The following is an 18,394-nucleotide window of genomic DNA, read 5'->3' as shown; positions in this document are numbered from 1 at the left end:
ATCCGGAGCGGCCCTACATGCTGCGGTAAAAATTCCTACAAATTAATAGCTGTCTTCCGGCAAGCTGGCGATGATCGAGCGATAGCTGCTCATCCGTTGCGGCTTGATCCGGCCATCCTCCAGTGCCTTGAGCAAGGCGCACCCCGGTTCGCGGTCATGCTTGCAGTCACGGAAGCGGCAGGTGCCGAACAGGTCGCGGAATTCGATGAAGCCGTCTTCCACGTCGGCGCGGCTGACGTGGCCCAGGCCGAATTCACGGATGCCGGGCGAGTCGATCAGGTCGCCGCCATTGGGGAAGTGGTAGAGGCGCGCGGTAGTGGTGGTGTGGGTGCCTTGGCCAGACCATTCGGACAGGTCGCCGACGCGGGTGCCGGCGTCGGGCAGCAGGCTGTTGACCAGCGACGACTTGCCCACGCCCGACTGGCCGACGAACACGCTGATGTGGCCGTCGAGCATCTGCTGCAGGCGCTGCATGCCATCGCCATGGTGCGCCGACACTTCCAGCAACGGGTAGCCGAGCTCGCGGTACACCTCAAGCAGGGCATGCAGGCCCGGGCCGTTGTCGTCGTCGATCAGGTCGGCCTTGTTCAGCAGCAACAATGGGCGGATACCGGCGTGCTCGGCGGCCACCAGGTAACGGTCGATCAGGTTCGGGTGCGGCTCGGGGGCCGGGGCGAACACGATCACGATCAGGTCGACGTTGGCCGCCACCGGCTTGAGCTGGCCGTGGTTGTTCGGCCGGCACAGCTCGGTGCTGCGCGGCATCTGCGCGACGATCACGCCGATGCCTTGGTTGCCGGCCCGCCAAACCACCCGGTCGCCGGTTACCAGCGCCGGCAGGTTGGCCCGCAGGTGGCAGCGGAATACCTGGCCTGCCACCTCGCCGTCCTGTGCCTCGACCTCGACCTGCACGCCGAAGTGGGCAATCACCAGGCCCAGCTGCTCCGGCCCCAGGTCGCCGCCCTCCAGCTCCTGCAGCACGTGCTGTTCGCGTTTGGCGGCGCGAGCGGCGCGTTCGTTCTGGATTTTTTCGATACGCCAGTTCTGGCGCCGATTGAGCTGGCGTTTGGCCATGGACCTTCCAAGGTGGGGCAAGTTGAAAACGGCAGGCAGTTTAGCACGCCCGCCCGCCGACCATTCTGGTTACCTTTGCGCCGCGCATGCGCAGGCCAGCATCGCTAGGCTACTATGACGGCCTATACGAGGAGCCCTTCATGCAGAACCCACAGAACCTGATCTGGATCGATCTGGAAATGACCGGCCTGGACCCGGACCACGACGTCATCATCGAGATGGCCACCATCGTCACCGACAGCGAGCTGAACACCCTGGCCGAAGGCCCGGTGATCGCCATTCACCACAGTGACGAGGTGCTGGCGCGCATGGACGAGTGGAATACCCGTACCCATGGCGCCTCGGGCCTGACCCAGCGCGTGCGCGAGAGCACGATCAGCATGGCCGAGGCCGAGGCGCAGACCATCGCTTTCCTCGAACAATGGGTGCCCAAGGGCAAGTCGCCGATCTGCGGCAACAGCATCTGCCAGGACCGCCGCTTCCTGTACCGCCACATGCGCGGCCTGGAAAACTACTTCCACTACCGCAACCTCGATGTGTCCACGCTCAAGGAGCTGGCCGCGCGCTGGGCGCCGGATGTACGCGACAGCTTCAAGAAGGGCAGCACCCACCTGGCGCTGGACGATATCCGCGAGTCGATCGCCGAGCTGCGTCACTACCGCGAGCACTTCATCAAGGTGTGAGCCGAAAGGGCGCAGATATTCCGCTTGCGCCCCCTTTTGGTGCCAGGGGCAACTGGTTAGACTGCGCGCCTTTCCCGCACGGACCTGCGCCATGTTGTTGATGCTCTACCTGATTGCCATCACCGCCGAAGCCATGACCGGTGCCTTGTCTGCCGGGCGCCGCGGCATGGACTGGTTCGGCGTGGTGCTGATCGCCTGCGTCACTGCCCTGGGCGGTGGTTCGGTGCGTGACGTGTTGCTCGGGCACTACCCACTGACCTGGGTAAAACACCCGGAATACCTGGTGCTGACCAGTTTCGCTGCGTTGCTGACGATTTTCATCGCGCCGATGATGCGCCGCTTGCGTTCGCTGTTCCTGGTGCTCGATGCCCTGGGGCTGGTGGCCTTTACCCTGATTGGCTGCATGACGGCGCTGGAAATGGGCCAGGGCATGCTGGTGGCGTCGATCAGCGGGGTGATTACCGGGGTGTTCGGCGGAATCCTGCGGGATATCTTCTGCAACGATATCCCGCTGGTGTTCCGCCGCGAGCTGTATGCCAGCGTGTCGTTCGCGGCGGCCTGGTTCTACCTGGGTTGCGTGTATTTCAAGGTCCCGGCCGAGCAGGCGATGTTGCTGACCTTGTTTGGCGGGTTCCTGGTGCGCTTGCTGGCGATTCGCTTTCATTGGGAAATGCCCAAGTTTCATTACAACGACCAGCAATGATCGCCACTGCGCTGTCGCGCAGGTGCAGTGCCATCAGTCACGCCGCAATGCGTGAGTGCCCCTAAATGCGATACGCGAACTCCGGCGCTTGACCTACCTGGGTTGCCGATCAAGCGCCCATCTCCAGGCCAGCACCGCCCCCGGTAGGAGCGAGCGCAGCTCGCGATGGGGCGCGCAGCGGCCCCAGGGTTTCAGCCTCGCGGCTCATAGTGCTGGGGCTGCTTTGCAGCCCATCGCGAGCTGCGCTCGCTCCTACAGAAATACCCGTAAAATCAGAGAGATACGATCTGTTCCATAGGGGCGGGTGTGCAAGCTTCTGGCAGTCGAGGCGGCGTCGTTACTCAACCCCATGGCGCTCCAGCGCCCACTGCACATGCTCGCGCACCAGCGCCGACTCATCTTCGCGCCGCGCCTTCAACGCCTCGACCACCGGAATCGTCGACGGCGCATTGCCAAGGCCCACCGCCAGGTTGCGCAAGAACCGCTCATACCCCGCCCGCCGCAGCGGCCCGCCCTCGGTCTTGCGCAGGAACGTGCGCTCATCCCACAGGAACATCTCGGCAAGCTCGGCATTTTCCAGCCCGTGCCGCGGCTGGAAGTCGCTTTCCTTGCTGTGATTGGCAAAGCGGTTCCACGGGCAAACGATCTGGCAGTCGTCGCAGCCAAACACCCGGTTGCCCATCATCGAGCGCAACTCCAGCGGAATCGGCCCGCGCAGCTCGATGGTCAGGTAGGAAATGCAACGCCGGGCATCCAGCACGTACGGCCCTACGAAAGCCTGGGTCGGGCAGATGTCCAAGCACGCCTGGCAACGCCCGCAATGCTCGCTGGTGTGCGCGCCGTCCACCGGCAGCGGCAGGTCGACGAACAGCTCGGCCAGGAAGAAGTAGCTGCCGGCCTTGCGGTTGAGCAGCAGGGTGTTCTTGCCGATCCAGCCCAGCCCGGCCTGCTCGGCCAAGGCCTTTTCCAGCACCGGGGCACTGTCGACGAAGGCGCGGTAGCCAAACGGGCCGATGGCCTCCTGGATACGGTCGGCCAGGAACTGCACGCGCTTGCGCACCAGCTTGTGGTAGTCACGGCCCAGGGCATAGCGCGAGATGTAGGCTTTCTCGGGCTGGGCCAGGCGCTGGGCCATCTGGGTGTCGCCGGGCAGGTAGTCCATGCGCAGCGACACCACCCGCACCGTGCCGGGAATCAACTGCTCGGGGTGGGCGCGCTTGCTGCCGTGGGCGCCGAGGTATTCCATTTCGCCCTGGTAGCCGGCGTCGAGCCAGCGCTGCAGGTGCTGTTCGTGCTCGCCAAGGTCTACCCCGGCGATGCCGACGTGGGCAAAACCGAGGTCTTGGCCCCAGATCTTGATGGATTGGGCCAGTTGGGCGAGGTCAGGTGTACAAGCGGACATGGATGGGCAAGGCAATACGGGCTCAGGTGCGTATAATTCTGCCAGACATTGGAGCCTTTGCCCCCATGCCGCAGACCAAACACCCCAGCCATGCCCCGCAATTGCTCAGCAGCGTGACCGTCGCGCACCTGCCGGGCCGGCCGGCGCATGCCCACAAGGGCGACTTCGGCCATGTGCTGGTGGTCGGCGGCGACCTGGGCACGGGTGGCGCCGTGCTGCTCAGCGCCGAGGCTGCGCTGCGTTGCGGCGCCGGGCTGGTCAGCGTGGCCACCCGCCCCGAGCACGTGGCCGCCAGCCTGGCGCGGTTGCCCGAGGTCATGTGCCTGGGCGTGGTGTCTGCCAACCAGCTGATGGGCCCGCTGGAGCGCGCTTCGGTGCTGGTGGTGGGCCCGGGCCTGGGCCAGGCCGCCTGGGGGCGCAGCCTGTTGTCGGCGGTGGCCAATGCCGAGCGCCCGCAAGTGTGGGATGCCGATGCATTGAACCTGTTGGCGCGCGCGCCGTTGGCCCTGCCCAGTGGTAGCATCCTTACCCCGCACCCGGGCGAGGCGGCGCGGCTGCTGGGCATTTCCACCGAAGCGGTGCAGGCCGACCGCCCGGGCGCTGCGCGCAAACTGGCGCGCCGGCACAACAGCGTGTGCGTGCTCAAGGGCGCCGGCACCCTGGTGGCGGGCCCGAGCGGCCAACTGGCATTGTGCGAGCGCGGCCACCCGGCCATGGCCGGTGCGGGCCTGGGCGATGTGCTGGCTGGCGTGTTGGCGGCGCTGCTGGCCCAGGGGCTGGACGCCTGGAGCGCGGCGTGCCTTGGGGTATGGCTGCATGCCTGCGCCGGCGAGCGCCTGGGCGTCAAGGGTAGAGGCCTGGCGGCCAGCGATCTGGCCCCGGTCATTCGAGAATTGTTGGAGGAGCACTCAGCGTGTCTGGCTTAACCCTGTTTCTGGCCGATGAAGCGGCCACGGTCGAATTCGGCAGCAAAATGGCCGAGGTGACCGGCGGTCGTGGCGTGATTTTCCTGGAAGGCGACCTGGGGGCGGGCAAGACCACCCTGTCCCGTGGCTTGATTCGCGGCCTGGGCCATACTGGTGCAGTGAAAAGTCCGACTTTCACCGTGGTTGAACCCTACGAAATCGGTGAAATTCGCGCCTTCCATTTCGACCTGTATCGCTTGGTCGACCCGGAAGAGCTGGAGTTCATGGGTATTCGCGACTATTTCGAAGGCGATCCGCTGTGCCTGTTCGAGTGGCCGCAAAAGGGTGCGGGCGTTTTGCCAAAGCCTGACCTGACCATTACCATAAGCCCCCAAGCGAGCGGCCGCTCGCTTGTCCTTTCGCCGCAGGGGGCTCGCGGCGAGGCCTGGTGCGTGGCACTGGCCGAACACTATAAACAGTAAGTGGGGTAGGTATGCGCATACGCGCACTGGTCGCTGTCGTTGGGCTGCTGCTGACAGCGGTGACCGTTGACGCTCTGGCCGTCACGCAAGTCAAGAGCATGCGCCTGTGGCGCGCACCGGACAACACGCGGCTGGTCTTCGACCTGTCTGGCCCCGTGCAGCATAGCGTGTTCACCCTGAGCGCACCTGATCGCCTGGTCATCGACATCAACGGTGCGACCCTGGGCGCGCCGTTGAACGTGTCCACCTCGAACACGCCGATCACCAGCGTGCGCTCTGCCCAGCGCACACCGACCGACCTGCGTGTGGTGGTCGACCTGAAAAAATCGGTCACGCCGAAAAGCTTCACCCTGGCGCCCAATGCCCAGTATGGCAACCGCCTGGTGGTCGACCTGTACGACCAGGAAGCCGATGCCGTTGCCGCCACTGCGCCGACGCCACCGCCCACCCCGGTGCCAACCCCGGCGACCACGCCTGCCGTGCCGGTGAGCCCTGCCCAGCCTGCGATCAAGCTGCCGCCAGTGCCCAGTGGCAAGCGTGACATCGTGGTGGCCATCGATGCTGGCCACGGTGGTGAAGACCCGGGTGCGTCCGGCTCCAGCGGCCAGCATGAAAAAGACATCGTGCTGCAGATCGCCAAGGAACTGCAGCGCCAGATCAACACCGAGAAAGGCTACCGCGCCGAACTGACCCGCACCGGCGACTATTTCATCCCGCTGCGCAAGCGCACCGAAATCGCCCGCAAGAAGGGCGCCGACCTGTTCATTTCGATTCACGCCGACGCAGCGCCCTCGCGCGCCGCCTTTGGCGCTTCGGTGTTCGCCCTGTCCGACCGTGGCGCCACCTCCGAGACGGCGCGCTGGCTGGCCGACACGGAAAACCGTTCCGACCTGATCGGCGGTGCCGGCAATGTCAGCCTCGACGACAAGGACCGCATGCTCGCCGGCGTGCTGCTCGACCTGTCGATGACCGCTACCCTCAGCTCCAGCCTGAACGTTGGGCAGAAGGTGCTGGGCAACATGGGCCGGGTGACCTCGCTGCACAAGCAACGGGTCGAGCAGGCAGGCTTCATGGTGTTGAAATCCCCGGACATTCCGTCGATTCTCGTCGAAACCGGGTTCATCTCTAACAACAGCGAAGCGGCCAAGCTGGCCTCTACCAGCCACCAGCAAGCCCTGGCCCGTTCCATTCATACCGGTGTGCGCCAGTACTTCCAGCAGAACCCGCCGCCTGGCACCTACATCGCCTGGCTGCGCGACAGCGGCAAGATCGCCCAGGGCCCGCGTGAGCACACCGTGCGCCCAGGTGAGACGCTGGCCATGCTCGCGGTGCGCTACCAGGTCAGCGTGGCCAGCCTGCGCAGCACCAACAGCCTCAAGACCGACGAGCTGAAAGTCGGCCAGCACCTCGACATTCCTGCCACCACGTTGGCCGCGCAATGAGTGGTGGCTCGCGCATCCAGCTGCTTAGCCCGCGGCTGGCCAACCAGATTGCCGCCGGTGAGGTGGTCGAGCGCCCGGCATCGGTGGCCAAGGAATTGCTGGAAAACAGCCTGGACTCGGGCGCCCGGCGCATCGACGTGGAGGTCGAGCAGGGCGGGGTGAAGCTGTTGCGGGTGCGCGACGACGGCAGCGGCATTTCGGCCGACGACCTGCCGCTGGCCCTGGCCCGGCACGCCACCAGCAAGATTCGCGAACTCGAAGACCTCGAAGGGGTGCTGAGCCTGGGCTTTCGCGGCGAGGCGCTGGCGTCGATCAGCTCGGTCGCGCGCCTGACCCTGACCTCGCGAACCGCCAGTGCCAGCGAAGCCTGGCAGGTGGAAACCGAAGGCCGCGACATGACCCCGCGCGTGCAGCCTGCCGCGCACCCGGTCGGCACCTCGGTGGAAGTGCGTGACCTGTTCTTCAATACCCCGGCCCGGCGCAAGTTCCTCAAGGCCGAGAAAACCGAATTCGACCACCTGCAGGAAGTGATCCGGCGCCTGGCATTGGCCCGTTTCGATGTCGGCTTCCACCTGCGCCACAACGGCAAGAGCATCCTCAGCCTGCACGAGGCCCATGACGAGACGGCCCGTGCGCGGCGTGTCGGCGCCATCTGCGGCGCAGGCTTCATGGAGCAGGCATTGCCGATCGATGTCGAGCGCAACGGCCTGCGCCTGTGGGGCTGGGTTGGCCTGCCGACCTTCTCGCGCAGCCAGGCAGACTTGCAGTACTTCTTCGTCAACGGCCGTGCGGTACGCGACAAGCTGGTGGCCCACGCCGTGCGCCAGGCCTACCGCGACGTGCTGTTCAACGGCCGGCACCCGACCTTCGTGCTGTTCCTGGAGCTTGAGCCCAACGGCGTCGACGTCAACGTGCACCCCACCAAGCACGAAGTGCGCTTCCGCGAAGGGCGCTCGGTGCACGACTTCCTCTATGGCACCTTGCACCGGGCCCTGGCCGACGTGCGCCCGGAAGACCAGTTGCCTGCGCCTGCTGCCGTGCCCGAGGCCATGCGGCCGACCGGCCAGCAGGTTGGTGAGTTCGGGCCGCAGGGCGAAATGCGCCTGGCCTCGCCGGTGCTGGAGCAGCCCCAGGCCCCGCAACACTCGATTTCCAACGGCGGCAGCGGTGCCGGCTACCAGTACCAGTACACCCCGCGCCCCTCGCAGCCATTGCCGGCCGCCGAGGCCCAGGCGGTGTACCGCGAGTTCTACAAGCCGCTGGCCGAGGGTGCGCCAGCGCCTGCGGCGCTGCCGGAAAGCCAGGGCGATATCCCGCCCCTGGGCTATGCGCTGGCGCAGCTCAAGGGCATCTACATCCTGGCCGAGAACGCCGCCGGGCTGGTGCTGGTGGACATGCACGCTGCCCATGAGCGCATCATGTACGAGCGGCTCAAGGTGGCCATGGCCAGCGAAGGCCTCAGCGGCCAGCCGCTGCTGGTGCCGGAAACCCTGGCCCTGAGCCAGCGCGAGGCCGATTGCGCCGAAGAGCACGCCCAGTGGTTCCAGCGCCTGGGCTTCGAGCTGCAGCGCCTGGGCCCGGAAACCCTGGCCATCCGCCAGATTCCCGCCCTGCTCAAGCAGGCCGAGGCCAACCGCCTGGTGCAGGACGTGCTGGCCGACCTGATGGAATACGGCACCAGCGACCGTATCCAGGCGCACCTCAACGAACTGCTCGGCACCATGGCCTGCCACGGTGCGGTGCGCGCCAACCGGCGCCTGGCCATCCCCGAGATGAACGCCCTGCTGCGCGACATGGAAAACACCGAGCGCAGCGGCCAATGCAACCACGGCCGTCCCACCTGGACCCAGATGGGCCTGGACGACCTGGACAAACTATTCCTGCGCGGTCGATGACATGAGCGGCAAGCCCCCTGCGATATTCCTCATGGGCCCCACGGCGGCCGGCAAGACCGACCTGGCCATCGAACTGACCAAGGTGCTGCCGTGCGAGCTGATCAGTGTCGATTCGGCGCTGGTCTACCGCGGCATGGACATCGGCTCGGCCAAACCCTCGAAAGAGCTGCTGGCGGCCCATCCGCACCGCCTGATCGACATCCGCGACCCGGCTGAGAGCTATTCAGCCGCGCAGTTTCGCGCCGACGCCCTGGAGGCCATGGACGAGATCACGGCGCGCGGCAAGATCCCGCTGCTGGTGGGCGGCACCATGCTCTACTACAAGGCGTTGGTCGATGGCCTGGCGGACATGCCGGCGGCCGACGCCGCGGTGCGCGCCGAGCTGGAGGCCGAGGCCGAGGCCTTGGGCCTGGCCGAGCTGCACCGGCAACTGGCCGAGGTTGACCCGCAATCGGCGGCGCGCATCCACCCCAACGACCCCCAGCGGCTGATCCGTGCGCTGGAGGTGTACCGGGTGAGCGGCCAGAGCATGACGGCCCATCGCCAACGGCAATTGGCCGAAAGTAGCGGCGCAGACGCAGGCGGCGGCGGGCATTTGCCCTATACTGTCGCGAGTTTGGCGATTGCCCCGGCGGATCGTCACATTCTGCACCAGCGAATTGCGTTACGATTTGCCCAGATGTTGGAACAGGGCTTCATCGACGAGGTCCGATCGCTGCGCGCCAGAAGTGACTTGCACGCCGGGCTGCCGTCTATACGGGCAGTGGGGTATCGGCAAGCCTGGGACTACCTCGATGGCAAGCTGACTGAGAATGAGATGCGTGAACGCGGTATCATTGCCACTCGGCAGTTGGCCAAGCGGCAGTTCACCTGGTTGCGTGGCTGGCCTGACGTGCATTGGCTCGACAGCCTGGCCTGCGACAATCTGTCCCGCACCTTGAAATACCTGGGAACCGTCTCCATATTGAGCTGAGTCCCTGCTGATAGCCGTCTATTCTTGCGATGGGACGGCCTAACTTATCGTTTTCTTTGATTTTCTATTATTGATCCTTACAGGAGTGCGGCATATGTCAAAAGGGCATTCGCTACAAGACCCTTACTTGAACACCTTGAGAAAAGAAAAGGTCCCGGTTTCGATCTACCTGGTCAACGGCATCAAACTGCAGGGCTCGATCGAATCGTTCGACCAGTTCGTGGTTCTGCTGAAGAACACCGTCAGCCAGATGGTCTACAAGCACGCCATTTCGACCGTGGTTCCAGCCCGTCCGGTCCGCCTGCCAAGCCCGTCCGATTCCGAGCACGGCGACAGCGAGCCAGGCAACGCCTGATAGGAGCCTGCATTGTTCTTTGAGCGCCACGGTGGTGGTGAGCGGGCGTTGCTCGTTCACTTGGAAGGTCAGAACCCTGAGGCGCGCGAAGACCCGCAGGAGTTTCAGGAACTGGCATTGTCGGCCGGTGCCGACATTGTTTCGCTGGTCACGGTGGGCAGGCATCAGCCTACCGCCAAATACCTGATTGGCAGCGGCAAGGTCGAGGAATTGCGCGACCTGGTCAAAGCCGAACAGGTAGACCTGGTGATTTTCAATCACACCCTCACGCCCAGTCAGGAACGCAACCTCGAACGTGTCTTCGAGTGTCGCGTGCTCGACCGTACCGGGCTGATCCTCGATATCTTCGCCCAACGGGCGCGTACCCATGAAGGCAAGCTGCAGGTCGAACTGGCCCAGCTTGAGCACATGAGCACGCGGCTGGTGCGCGGCTGGACCCACCTTGAGCGTCAGAAGGGTGGTATCGGCATGCGCGGCCCGGGTGAAACCCAGCTGGAAACCGACCGCCGTCTGTTGCGGGTGCGCCTGCGCCAGATCAAGTCGCGCCTGGAGAAGGTTCGCAGCCAGCGCGAGCAGGCCCGCCGTGGCCGCAAGCGCGCCGACATCCCTTCGGTGTCGCTGGTGGGTTACACCAACGCCGGCAAGTCCACGCTGTTCAACGCCCTGACCGCTTCCGAGGTGTATGCCGCGGACCAGCTGTTCGCCACCCTCGACCCAACCCTGCGCCGGCTCGAACTGGCCGACCTTGGGCCGATCGTGCTGGCCGACACCGTGGGCTTCATTCGTCACCTGCCGCACAAGCTGGTCGAGGCATTTCGGGCTACGCTCGAAGAGTCGAGCAATTCCGACCTGCTGCTGCATGTGATCGACGCCCATGAGCCGGAACGCATGGAGCAGATCGAGCAGGTGCTGGCGGTATTGAGCGAGATCGGCGCCGAAGGCTTGCCGATCCTTGAGGTGTATAACAAACTCGACCTGCTTGAGGATGTCGAGCCGCAGATTCAGCGCAATGCCGATGGCAAGCCGGAACGGGTCTGGGTGTCGGCACGCGATGGGCGTGGCCTGGAGCTGGTCGGCCAGGCGATTGCCGAGTTGCTGGGGGATGATCTGTATGTCGGTACCCTGTGTCTGGAGCAGCGTTTTGCCCGCTTGCGCGCGCAATTCTTTGCCTTGGGTGCCGTGCAGAGTGAGGAGCATGACGAAGAAGGGCGCAGCCTGCTGAGTGTTCGCCTGCCCAGGGTCGAGTTGAATCGCCTGGTCAGCCGTGAAGGCATGGAGCCGCAAGTGTTTGTCGAGCAACACACTTTGCAATAAATGCCCGGCGAGGTCGCCGGGCAGCAGTGGCAGGCATTCTGTAGCATTGGACGGCGCGCCGTGGGCGCGTCTTTGCTTTATCAGATGGAGAGCGCTATGGCTTGGAACGAGCCGGGTGGCAACTCGAACAATCAGGACCCCTGGGGCGGCCGTCGCGGTGGCGGCGGTGGTGGCGACAAGAAGGGTCCGCCAGATCTGGACGAGGCCTTCCGCAAGCTGCAGGACAGCCTGAACGGCATGTTCGGCAGCGGCAAGAAACGTGGCGGCGGTGACCGCAATGTCGGCAAGGGTGGCGGCTACGGCCTGCTGGGCATCGGCCTGGCGGTGCTTGCTGCCATCTGGCTGTACAGCGCCGTGTACGTGGTCGACGAGCAGGAGCAGGCCGTGGTGCTGCGCTTCGGCAAGTACTATGAGACGGTCGGTCCCGGCCTGAACATCTACTTCCCGCCAATCGATCGCAAGTACATGGAAAACGTCACGCGCGAGCGTGCCTACACCAAGCAGGGTCAGATGCTCACCGAAGACGAGAACATCGTCGAGGTTCCGCTGACCGTCCAGTACAAGATCAGCAACCTGCAGGACTTCGTGCTCAACGTCGACCAGCCTGAGGTCAGCCTGCAGCACGCGACCGACAGCGCCCTGCGCCACGTGGTGGGTTCCACCTCGATGGACCAGGTGTTGACCGAAGGCCGCGAGCAGATGGCCGTGGACATCCGCGAACGCCTGCAGCGCTTCCTCGACAACTACCGTACCGGTATCACCGTCACCCAGGTGAACGTGCAGAGCGCGGCAGCCCCGCGTGAAGTGCAGGAAGCCTTCGACGACGTGATCCGCGCCCGCGAAGATGAACAGCGTGCCCGCAACCAGGCCGAGTCCTACGCCAATGGCGTGGTGCCGGAAGCCCGTGGTCAGGCCCAGCGCATCATCGAGGATGCCAACGGTTACCGCGACGAAGTCATTGCCCGCGCCAAGGGTGAGGCCGACCGCTTCACCAAGCTGGTTGCCGAGTACCGCAAGGCCCCTGACGTGACCCGTCAGCGCCTTTACCTGGAAACCATGCAAGAGGTCTACAGCAACACGAGCAAGGTGCTGGTCACAGCCAAGGACGGGCAGAACAACCTGCTCTACCTGCCGCTGGACAAGATGGTCGAAGGCAGCCGCAGCGCCTCCGCACCTGGCAGCAGCGTTTCGCCGTCGGTCAATGACGCGGCCTCGCGTGCCTCGCAGGACCTGCAACAGCAACAACAGCCACTGCGCACCAGGGAGAGCCGCTGATGAGCAATAGATCGCTGATCGCCCTGATCGCCGCCGTGGTCCTGGCCATCGTCGCCTGGAACAGCTTCTACATCGTGTCCCAGACCGAGCGCGCGGTACTGCTGCGCTTCGGTAAGGTGGTCCAGGCGGATGTCCAGCCGGGCCTGCACGTGAAGATTCCCTACGTGAACCAGGTACGCAAGTTCGACGCCCGCCTGATGACCCTCGACGCCCCGACCCAGCGGTTCCTGACCCTGGAGAAGAAAGCGGTGATGGTCGATGCCTACGCCAAGTGGCGGGTCAAGGATGCCGAGCGTTTCTACACCGCCACGTCCGGCATGAAGCAGATCGCCGACGAGCGTCTGTCGCGTCGCCTGGAAAGCGGCCTGCGTGACCAGTTCGGCAAGCGCACCCTGCACGAGGTGGTTTCCGGTGAACGTGACGCGCTGATGGCTGACATCACCGCATCGCTGAACCGCATGGCCAACAAGGAGCTGGGTATCGAGGTGGTCGACGTGCGCGTCAAGGCCATCGACCTGCCCAAGGAAGTCAACCGCAGCGTGTTCGACCGCATGAGCACCGAGCGGGAACGTGAAGCCCGCGAGCACCGCGCCAAGGGTAACGAGCTGGCTGAAGGTATTCGCGCCGATGCCGACCGTCAGCGCCGTGTACTGCTGGCCGAGGCTTACCGCGAAGCGGAAGAAACCCGCGGTGATGGCGACGCCCAGTCGGCTGCCATCTACGCCAAGGCCTATGGCCAGGACGCTGATTTCTATGCGTTCTACCGTAGCCTGCAGGCCTACCGCGAAAGCTTCTCGAACAAGAGCGACGTGCTGGTACTGGATGCGAAGAACGAGTTCTTCCGCTTCCTGGACAAGAGCAAGCCGTGACGCTCAGGCCCTGATTTTCAGGCAGCGGCGCCCCGCCTGGCAGCTAAAACACCAGGCGGGGTGCATCCTGAATGAAAAGGGGTGTATGATGAGGCAGCCGGGAAATTTCCCGGCTTTTTTGCGTCTGCAAGGTTGATTGGCAAACCGCCAGTTGACGGTTTGGTCAGGTCGCAAGGCAATTCGAGGGTATCGGGTACGGTGGCTGCGCTGGGATCAGTGCTGCCCGCTGCTGTGCGCGATACCGGCTTTACTGACGGCTGGCCAGCTGGCAAGCCGCCCGGACCAGAGGGGAAATGGCGTAATGGCAACGGTAGACCGCTGGCTGCTGCCAGATGGCATCGAGGAAGTACTGCCACCTGAGGCTGCGCGCATCGAGATCGCGCGCCGCCAGGTGTTGGACCTGTTCCAGAGTTGGGGTTACGAGCTGGTCGTCACCCCGCATATCGAGTACCTGGAGTCGCTGCTCACCGGCGCCGGCCAGGACCTGGATCAGCGCACCTTCAAGGTGGTCGACCCGCAGTCGGGCCGCCTGATGGGCTTCCGCGCCGACTTCACTCCGCAGGTGGCGCGCATCGACGCCCACACCCTGCGCCGTGAAGGCCCGAGCCGCCTGTGCTACGCCGGCAGCGTGCTGCATGCCCAGCCGCGTGCACTGTCTACCTCGCGCAGCCCGATCCAGCTCGGCGCCGAACTGTACGGCGACGCCAGCCCCACCAGCGATGTCGAGGTCATCAGCCTGATGCTCGCCACGCTGCAGCTGGCCGATGTGCCGGATGTACACATGGACCTCGGCCATGTCGGTATCTACCGCGGCCTGGCCCGTGCCGCCGGGCTGTCCGGTGCGGTCGAGCAACAGTTGTTCGACGCCCTGCAGCGCAAGGCCGTCGATGAAGTGCAGGCGCTGACCGCCGACCTGCCGAAGGACCTGGGCAACATGCTGCGCGCCCTGGTCGAGCTGTGCGGTGGCCGTGAAGTGCTGGCCGAGGCCCGTGTGCGCCTGGGCCGTGCCCCGGCCAGCGTGCTGGCGGCACTGGACGACCTGCTGGCGATCGCTGATCGCCTGGCTGCGCGCTACCCGGAGCTGCCGCTGTACTTCGACCTCGGCGAGCTGCGCGGTTACCACTATCACACCGGCGTGGTGTTCGCCGTGTTCGTTCCGGGCGAGGGTCAATCCATCGCCCAGGGCGGCCGTTACGACGACATCGGCGCCGACTTTGGCCGGGCACGCCCGGCCACCGGTTTCTCCACGGATTTGAAGACCCTGGTCACACTGGGGCGAGCGGAGGTCGTATTGCCTGCTGGCGGCATCTGGATGCCCGACAGCGGTGACGCGGCCCTCTGGCAGCAGGTCTGCCAGTTGCGCAACGAGGGCCAGCGTGTGGTCCAGGCCCTGCCTGGCCAGCCGTTGAGTGCTGCTCTCGAGGCGGATTGTGATCGGCAATTGATTCAGCAAGACGGGCGCTGGCAGGTTCTGCCGCTGGCCCAGTGAGTTTCTGCGTCGGCAGTAGGCCGGCAACCAAGTTTGCGTGAATGAGGACCAATGTAATGGGTAAGAATGTCGTCGTCCTGGGCACCCAGTGGGGTGATGAGGGCAAAGGCAAGATCGTCGATCTGCTGACCGAACATGCTGCCGCCGTAGTGCGCTACCAGGGTGGCCACAACGCGGGCCACACCCTGGTGATCAACGGTGAAAAAACCGTTCTGCACCTGATTCCGTCCGGCATCCTGCGTGAGGGCGTACAGTGCCTGATCGGCAACGGCGTGGTCGTTGCCCCGGATGCCCTGATGCGTGAAATCACCAAGCTGGAAGAGAAGGGCGTACCGGTGCGCGAGCGCCTGCGCATCTCCCCAGCTGCGCCGCTGATCCTGTCGTACCACGTGGCCCTGGACCAGGCCCGTGAAAAAGCCCGTGGCGAAGCCAAGATCGGCACCACTGGTCGTGGTATCGGCCCCGCTTACGAAGACAAGGTTGCACGCCGCGGCCTGCGCGTTGGCGACCTGTTCCACCGCGAGCGTTTCGCTGCCAAGCTCGGTGAGCTGCTGGATTACCACAACTTCCAGCTGGTGAACTACTACAAAGAGCCGGCCATCGACTTCCAGCAAACCCTGGACGAGTGCATGGCCTATGCCGAGCAGCTCAAGCCGATGATGCTCGACGTCACCGCCGAACTGCACAACCTGCGCCGCGCCGGCAAGGACATCATGTTCGAAGGTGCCCAGGGCTCGCTGCTGGACATCGACCACGGGACCTACCCGTACGTCACCAGCTCCAACACCACCGCTGGCGGTATCTCCACCGGTTCCGGCGTTGGCCCGATGTACCTGGACTACATCCTGGGCATCACCAAGGCCTACACCACCCGCGTAGGTTCCGGCCCGTTCCCGACCGAGCTGTTCGACGAAACCGGTGCCACCCTGGCCAAGCGCGGCCATGAGTTCGGCTCCACCACCGGCCGTGCCCGCCGTTGCGGCTGGTTCGATGCCGTCATCCTGCGTCGCGCCATCGACGTCAACAGCATCTCGGGCATCTGCCTGACCAAGCTGGACGTGCTGGACGGCCTGGAAACCATCAACATCTGCGTGGGCTACAAGAACGAGAACGGCGCTGTGATCGACGCGCCTTCCGATGCCGACAGCTACATCGGCCTGGAGCCGGTGTACGAAGAGATGCCAGGCTGGAGCGAGTCGACCCTGGGCGCGAAAACCCTGGAAGAGCTGCCGCAAGCTGCGCGTGACTACATCAAGCGCATCGAAGTGCTGGTCGGCGCGCCGATCGACATCATCTCCACCGGCCCGGACCGCAACGAAACCATCGTGCTGCGTCACCCGTTCGCCTGATCTGCCCTCCAGGCTGATCTGACGCCGTGGCCCTGAAAGGGGCTGCGGCGTTTTCATTTGCCGCCGGCCCTCTCGGTTGTAGGAGCGGGCTTGCCCCGCGAAAGGGCCGGCCCAGGCAACCCAATTGCTGAACCTTGGCACATCTCCCCGCTGCCCCCGGCACAACCCTTGCTGTAATAAGCTTCTGTAGATGCCATCAAAATAGTGGCGCCAGAAAACACGAGGGTTACACCGTGTCTGCCATCCTCTCACTGTTACGAAGCCGCCTCTTGCGGCCTGTGTTTGTTGCCCTGGGTATCGCCCTTTTGGTGCAGGTGCTGGTTGCCGTTGCGCTGACCCGCAGCACGGTCACGGCCCTGGAGGCCGAACTTGGCGAGCGCCTGGGCAATGACAGCCGCCAGCTCGCCAGCGAGCTGGATCAGGCCGGGCAAGACGTGCGCGGGGGCCTTGAAAGCCTTTCCAGCAGTACCCGCCAGCGCCTGAGCGCCGGCCTTTCCAGCCGCCTGCAGGACGAACAGCGGCAACTGCGCGCAACCCTGGAGCAAAACCTCAAGGAGTCGGCCAACGACATGGCCGAACTGCTGGCCTCGGTGGCGCCGCGGGCCATCTGGGATAACGACGTACCCACCCTGTCCGACTTCGCCCGCCGCGCCCAGCGCAACCCCAATGTGCTGTTCGTGATCTACGACGACGCCCAGGGCCAGCACCTGACCCGATACCTGAACCGGCAGAACCCGATCAACCAGGCGCTGATCGACAAAGGCCAGGGTGAGCGGGCGCTGGACAAGGTGCTGGAGGCGGCGCGTCGCGACCCCTCGGTGTATTTCGTCGAGGCCTCGATCAGCCCCAATGGTGCCGAGATCGGCAAGGTCCTGATGGGGGTGTCCACTGCCGCCGTTGAGCAGCAGTTGCAGGCACTGGACCAGCGCTTCAATGCCTTGATCGCCAACGGCGAGCAACTGGTGGGCGACAGCCTGGGTGCGGCCTCCGCCGACAGCGGCAAGGCCCTGCGCGAGCGCCTGGGTGCGGCCCAGGCCAGTGCTTCAGCCATGCAGGCCAACACCGCCCAGACCGTGCGCGACGCCGCCGCCGAGCTGCGCTGGCGCATTGGCCTGGGCCTGGTGGTGGTCGGCCTGGGTGTGCTGTTGGTGGTGGCCGTGGTGCTGGGCCGTCGGGTGCTGAGCAAGTTGCGCCTGCTGATTGCGGCGCTCGACGACCTGGCCGCTGGCGAGGGCGACCTGACCAAGCGGGTGCGGTTGGACAGCCGCGACGAAATCGGCGACATGGCCTCGGCGGTCAACCGCTTCGTCGACAAGCTGCAGCCCATCGTTCGCGAGGCCGGCGAGGTGGCCCAGCGCACCGGCGTCGAGATCGGTGCCATGGCCCAGCGCAACGCCGGCGCCGATGCCGCCGCCGCGCTGCAGCGCGATGAGGTGGCGGCCAGCCTGCGCGACCTTTCGAGCATGGCCGATGAAGCCCAGGCCGAGAGCCATGCGATGCAGGCAGCCTTGCAGCAAGTGGTGGATATTCGCCAGGCCACCGACGAGAACAGTCGCTCCTCGACGCAGCTGGCCAGCCTGATCGAGAACCTTGCCGGCCAAGTGGAAACCGGCTCCCAGGTCATCGAACGGCTGGCCAAGCAGAGCGAGCAGATCGAAGTGGTGCTGACGGTTATCCACGGTATTGCCGAGCAGACCAACCTGCTGGCGCTCAATGCCGCCATCGAAGCCGCGAGGGCAGGCGAGACGGGGCGTGGCTTTGCCGTGGTGGCCGACGAGGTGCGGGCGCTGGCGAGCAAGACGCAGAGCTCAACCGGGGATATCCAGGCGCACATTGCAGCGCTGCAGAAGGGCGCCAAGGAAGCGGTGGCGACCATTGGCCAGGCCGGGGTGAAGGCCAGCGAAGGGTTGCTGGTGCTGCGCGAAAACGAGCGCCGCCAGCAGTCGGTGCAGGCGGCGGTGGAGCAGGTGCATGCAGCAATCGGCCTGGCCACCCGTGCCGCCGAGCAGCAGGCCCATGGTGCGCAGGCCGTGCGTGGGCGGGTGGAAACCATCCATGCCCAGGCCGAGCGCTCGGCCGAGGTGGTGATGCAGACCACGGCCAGCAGCAAGGTGCTGGATGACCTGGCTGCTCAGTTGCGCGCCAGCCTGGGGCAGTTCAGGGCTTAGGTGCGGTGGGTGGCAC

The 18,394-nt window shown here is 65.2% G+C and carries 16 protein-coding genes; 14 read left to right on the top strand and 2 right to left on the bottom strand.

The annotated features are described in order from the left end of the window. Positions 1-42: 42 nt before the first annotated feature. A complete protein-coding gene (gene rsgA / locus F3J44_RS03215) occupies positions 43-1,074 on the bottom strand; it encodes a small ribosomal subunit biogenesis GTPase RsgA (RefSeq protein ID WP_167067027.1) in 1,032 nt (343 codons plus the stop codon). Positions 1,075-1,214: 140 nt separating this feature from the next. Between rsgA and orn the strand changes: the two genes are divergently transcribed. Beyond that, positions 1,215-1,757 (top strand): oligoribonuclease, encoded by a 543-nt coding sequence (gene orn / locus F3J44_RS03210; protein WP_167067024.1) that lies wholly within the window; start codon positions 1,215-1,217, stop codon positions 1,755-1,757. Positions 1,758-1,848: 91 nt separating this feature from the next. Beyond that, a complete protein-coding gene (locus F3J44_RS03205; RefSeq protein WP_003249516.1) occupies positions 1,849-2,460 on the top strand; it encodes a trimeric intracellular cation channel family protein in 612 nt (203 codons plus the stop codon). A 337-nt stretch (positions 2,461-2,797) separates the two neighbouring features. Here F3J44_RS03205 and queG read toward each other — a convergent pair whose 3' ends face one another. Next, positions 2,798-3,862, bottom strand: a complete 1,065-nt coding sequence (queG, locus tag F3J44_RS03200) for a tRNA epoxyqueuosine(34) reductase QueG (RefSeq protein WP_167270616.1) — start codon at positions 3,860-3,862, stop codon at positions 2,798-2,800. 65 nt (positions 3,863-3,927) lie between these two features. On the opposite strand from queG, the gene F3J44_RS03195 reads away from it, so the two are divergent. The 12 genes from F3J44_RS03195 (at position 3,928) to F3J44_RS03140 (ending at position 18,378) form a co-directional block, all read left to right on the top strand. Continuing rightward, complete coding sequence (locus F3J44_RS03195) at positions 3,928-4,788, top strand: NAD(P)H-hydrate dehydratase (protein ID WP_167270614.1); 861 nt, start codon at positions 3,928-3,930, stop codon at positions 4,786-4,788. After that, on the top strand, positions 4,776-5,249 hold the full coding sequence (tsaE, locus tag F3J44_RS03190) for a tRNA (adenosine(37)-N6)-threonylcarbamoyltransferase complex ATPase subunit type 1 TsaE (RefSeq protein WP_167067015.1): 474 nt from the start codon (positions 4,776-4,778) through the stop codon (positions 5,247-5,249). Before F3J44_RS03195 ends, tsaE begins: the two co-directional genes overlap by 13 nt. Positions 5,250-5,260: 11 nt before the next feature. Beyond that, entirely contained in the window at positions 5,261-6,691 is a 1,431-nt protein-coding gene (locus F3J44_RS03185; RefSeq protein ID WP_167270612.1) for an N-acetylmuramoyl-L-alanine amidase, read from the top strand. Continuing rightward, positions 6,688-8,586: a DNA mismatch repair endonuclease MutL gene (gene mutL, locus F3J44_RS03180; protein ID WP_167067009.1), complete on the top strand. Its 1,899-nt coding sequence runs from the start codon at positions 6,688-6,690 to the stop codon at positions 8,584-8,586. Before F3J44_RS03185 ends, mutL begins: the two co-directional genes overlap by 4 nt. Position 8,587: 1 nt before the next feature. Beyond that, positions 8,588-9,559, top strand: a complete 972-nt coding sequence (gene miaA, locus F3J44_RS03175) for a tRNA (adenosine(37)-N6)-dimethylallyltransferase MiaA (protein ID WP_167270610.1) — start codon at positions 8,588-8,590, stop codon at positions 9,557-9,559. A 94-nt stretch (positions 9,560-9,653) separates the two neighbouring features. Then, positions 9,654-9,914, top strand: coding sequence for an RNA chaperone Hfq (gene hfq / locus F3J44_RS03170; RefSeq protein WP_003258160.1), 261 nt, complete (start codon positions 9,654-9,656; stop codon positions 9,912-9,914). A gap of 12 nt (positions 9,915-9,926) precedes the next feature. Then, positions 9,927-11,228 carry a ribosome rescue GTPase HflX gene (gene hflX, locus F3J44_RS03165; protein WP_167270608.1) on the top strand — a complete coding sequence of 434 codons (1,302 nt, stop codon included), beginning with the start codon at positions 9,927-9,929 and terminating at the stop codon, positions 11,226-11,228. Between the two features lie 96 nt (positions 11,229-11,324). Then, positions 11,325-12,503, top strand: a complete 1,179-nt coding sequence (hflK, locus tag F3J44_RS03160; protein WP_167067000.1) for an FtsH protease activity modulator HflK — start codon at positions 11,325-11,327, stop codon at positions 12,501-12,503. Beyond that, positions 12,503-13,372: a protease modulator HflC gene (gene hflC, locus F3J44_RS03155; protein WP_167066997.1), complete on the top strand. Its 870-nt coding sequence runs from the start codon at positions 12,503-12,505 to the stop codon at positions 13,370-13,372. The genes hflK and hflC overlap by 1 nt, the downstream gene beginning before the upstream one ends. A 301-nt stretch (positions 13,373-13,673) precedes the next feature. Further along, a complete protein-coding gene (locus tag F3J44_RS03150) occupies positions 13,674-14,861 on the top strand; it encodes an ATP phosphoribosyltransferase regulatory subunit (RefSeq protein WP_167066993.1) in 1,188 nt (395 codons plus the stop codon). 56 nt (positions 14,862-14,917) lie between these two features. After that, the gene (locus F3J44_RS03145) at positions 14,918-16,210 is read left to right on the top strand and encodes an adenylosuccinate synthase (protein WP_138219144.1); all 1,293 of its coding nucleotides are present in this window, start codon (positions 14,918-14,920) and stop codon (positions 16,208-16,210) included. Positions 16,211-16,488: 278 nt separating this feature from the next. Beyond that, positions 16,489-18,378: a methyl-accepting chemotaxis protein gene (locus F3J44_RS03140; RefSeq protein WP_370526700.1), complete on the top strand. Its 1,890-nt coding sequence runs from the start codon at positions 16,489-16,491 to the stop codon at positions 18,376-18,378. Positions 18,379-18,394 lie beyond the last annotated feature (16 nt).

Source organism: Pantoea sp. Tr-811, from assembly GCF_011752535.1.
Classification (GTDB): Bacteria; Pseudomonadota; Gammaproteobacteria; order Pseudomonadales; family Pseudomonadaceae; genus Aquipseudomonas.
Note: the sequence above shows the minus strand (reverse complement) of the source record. Positions and strands in the feature narration are given on the sequence as shown.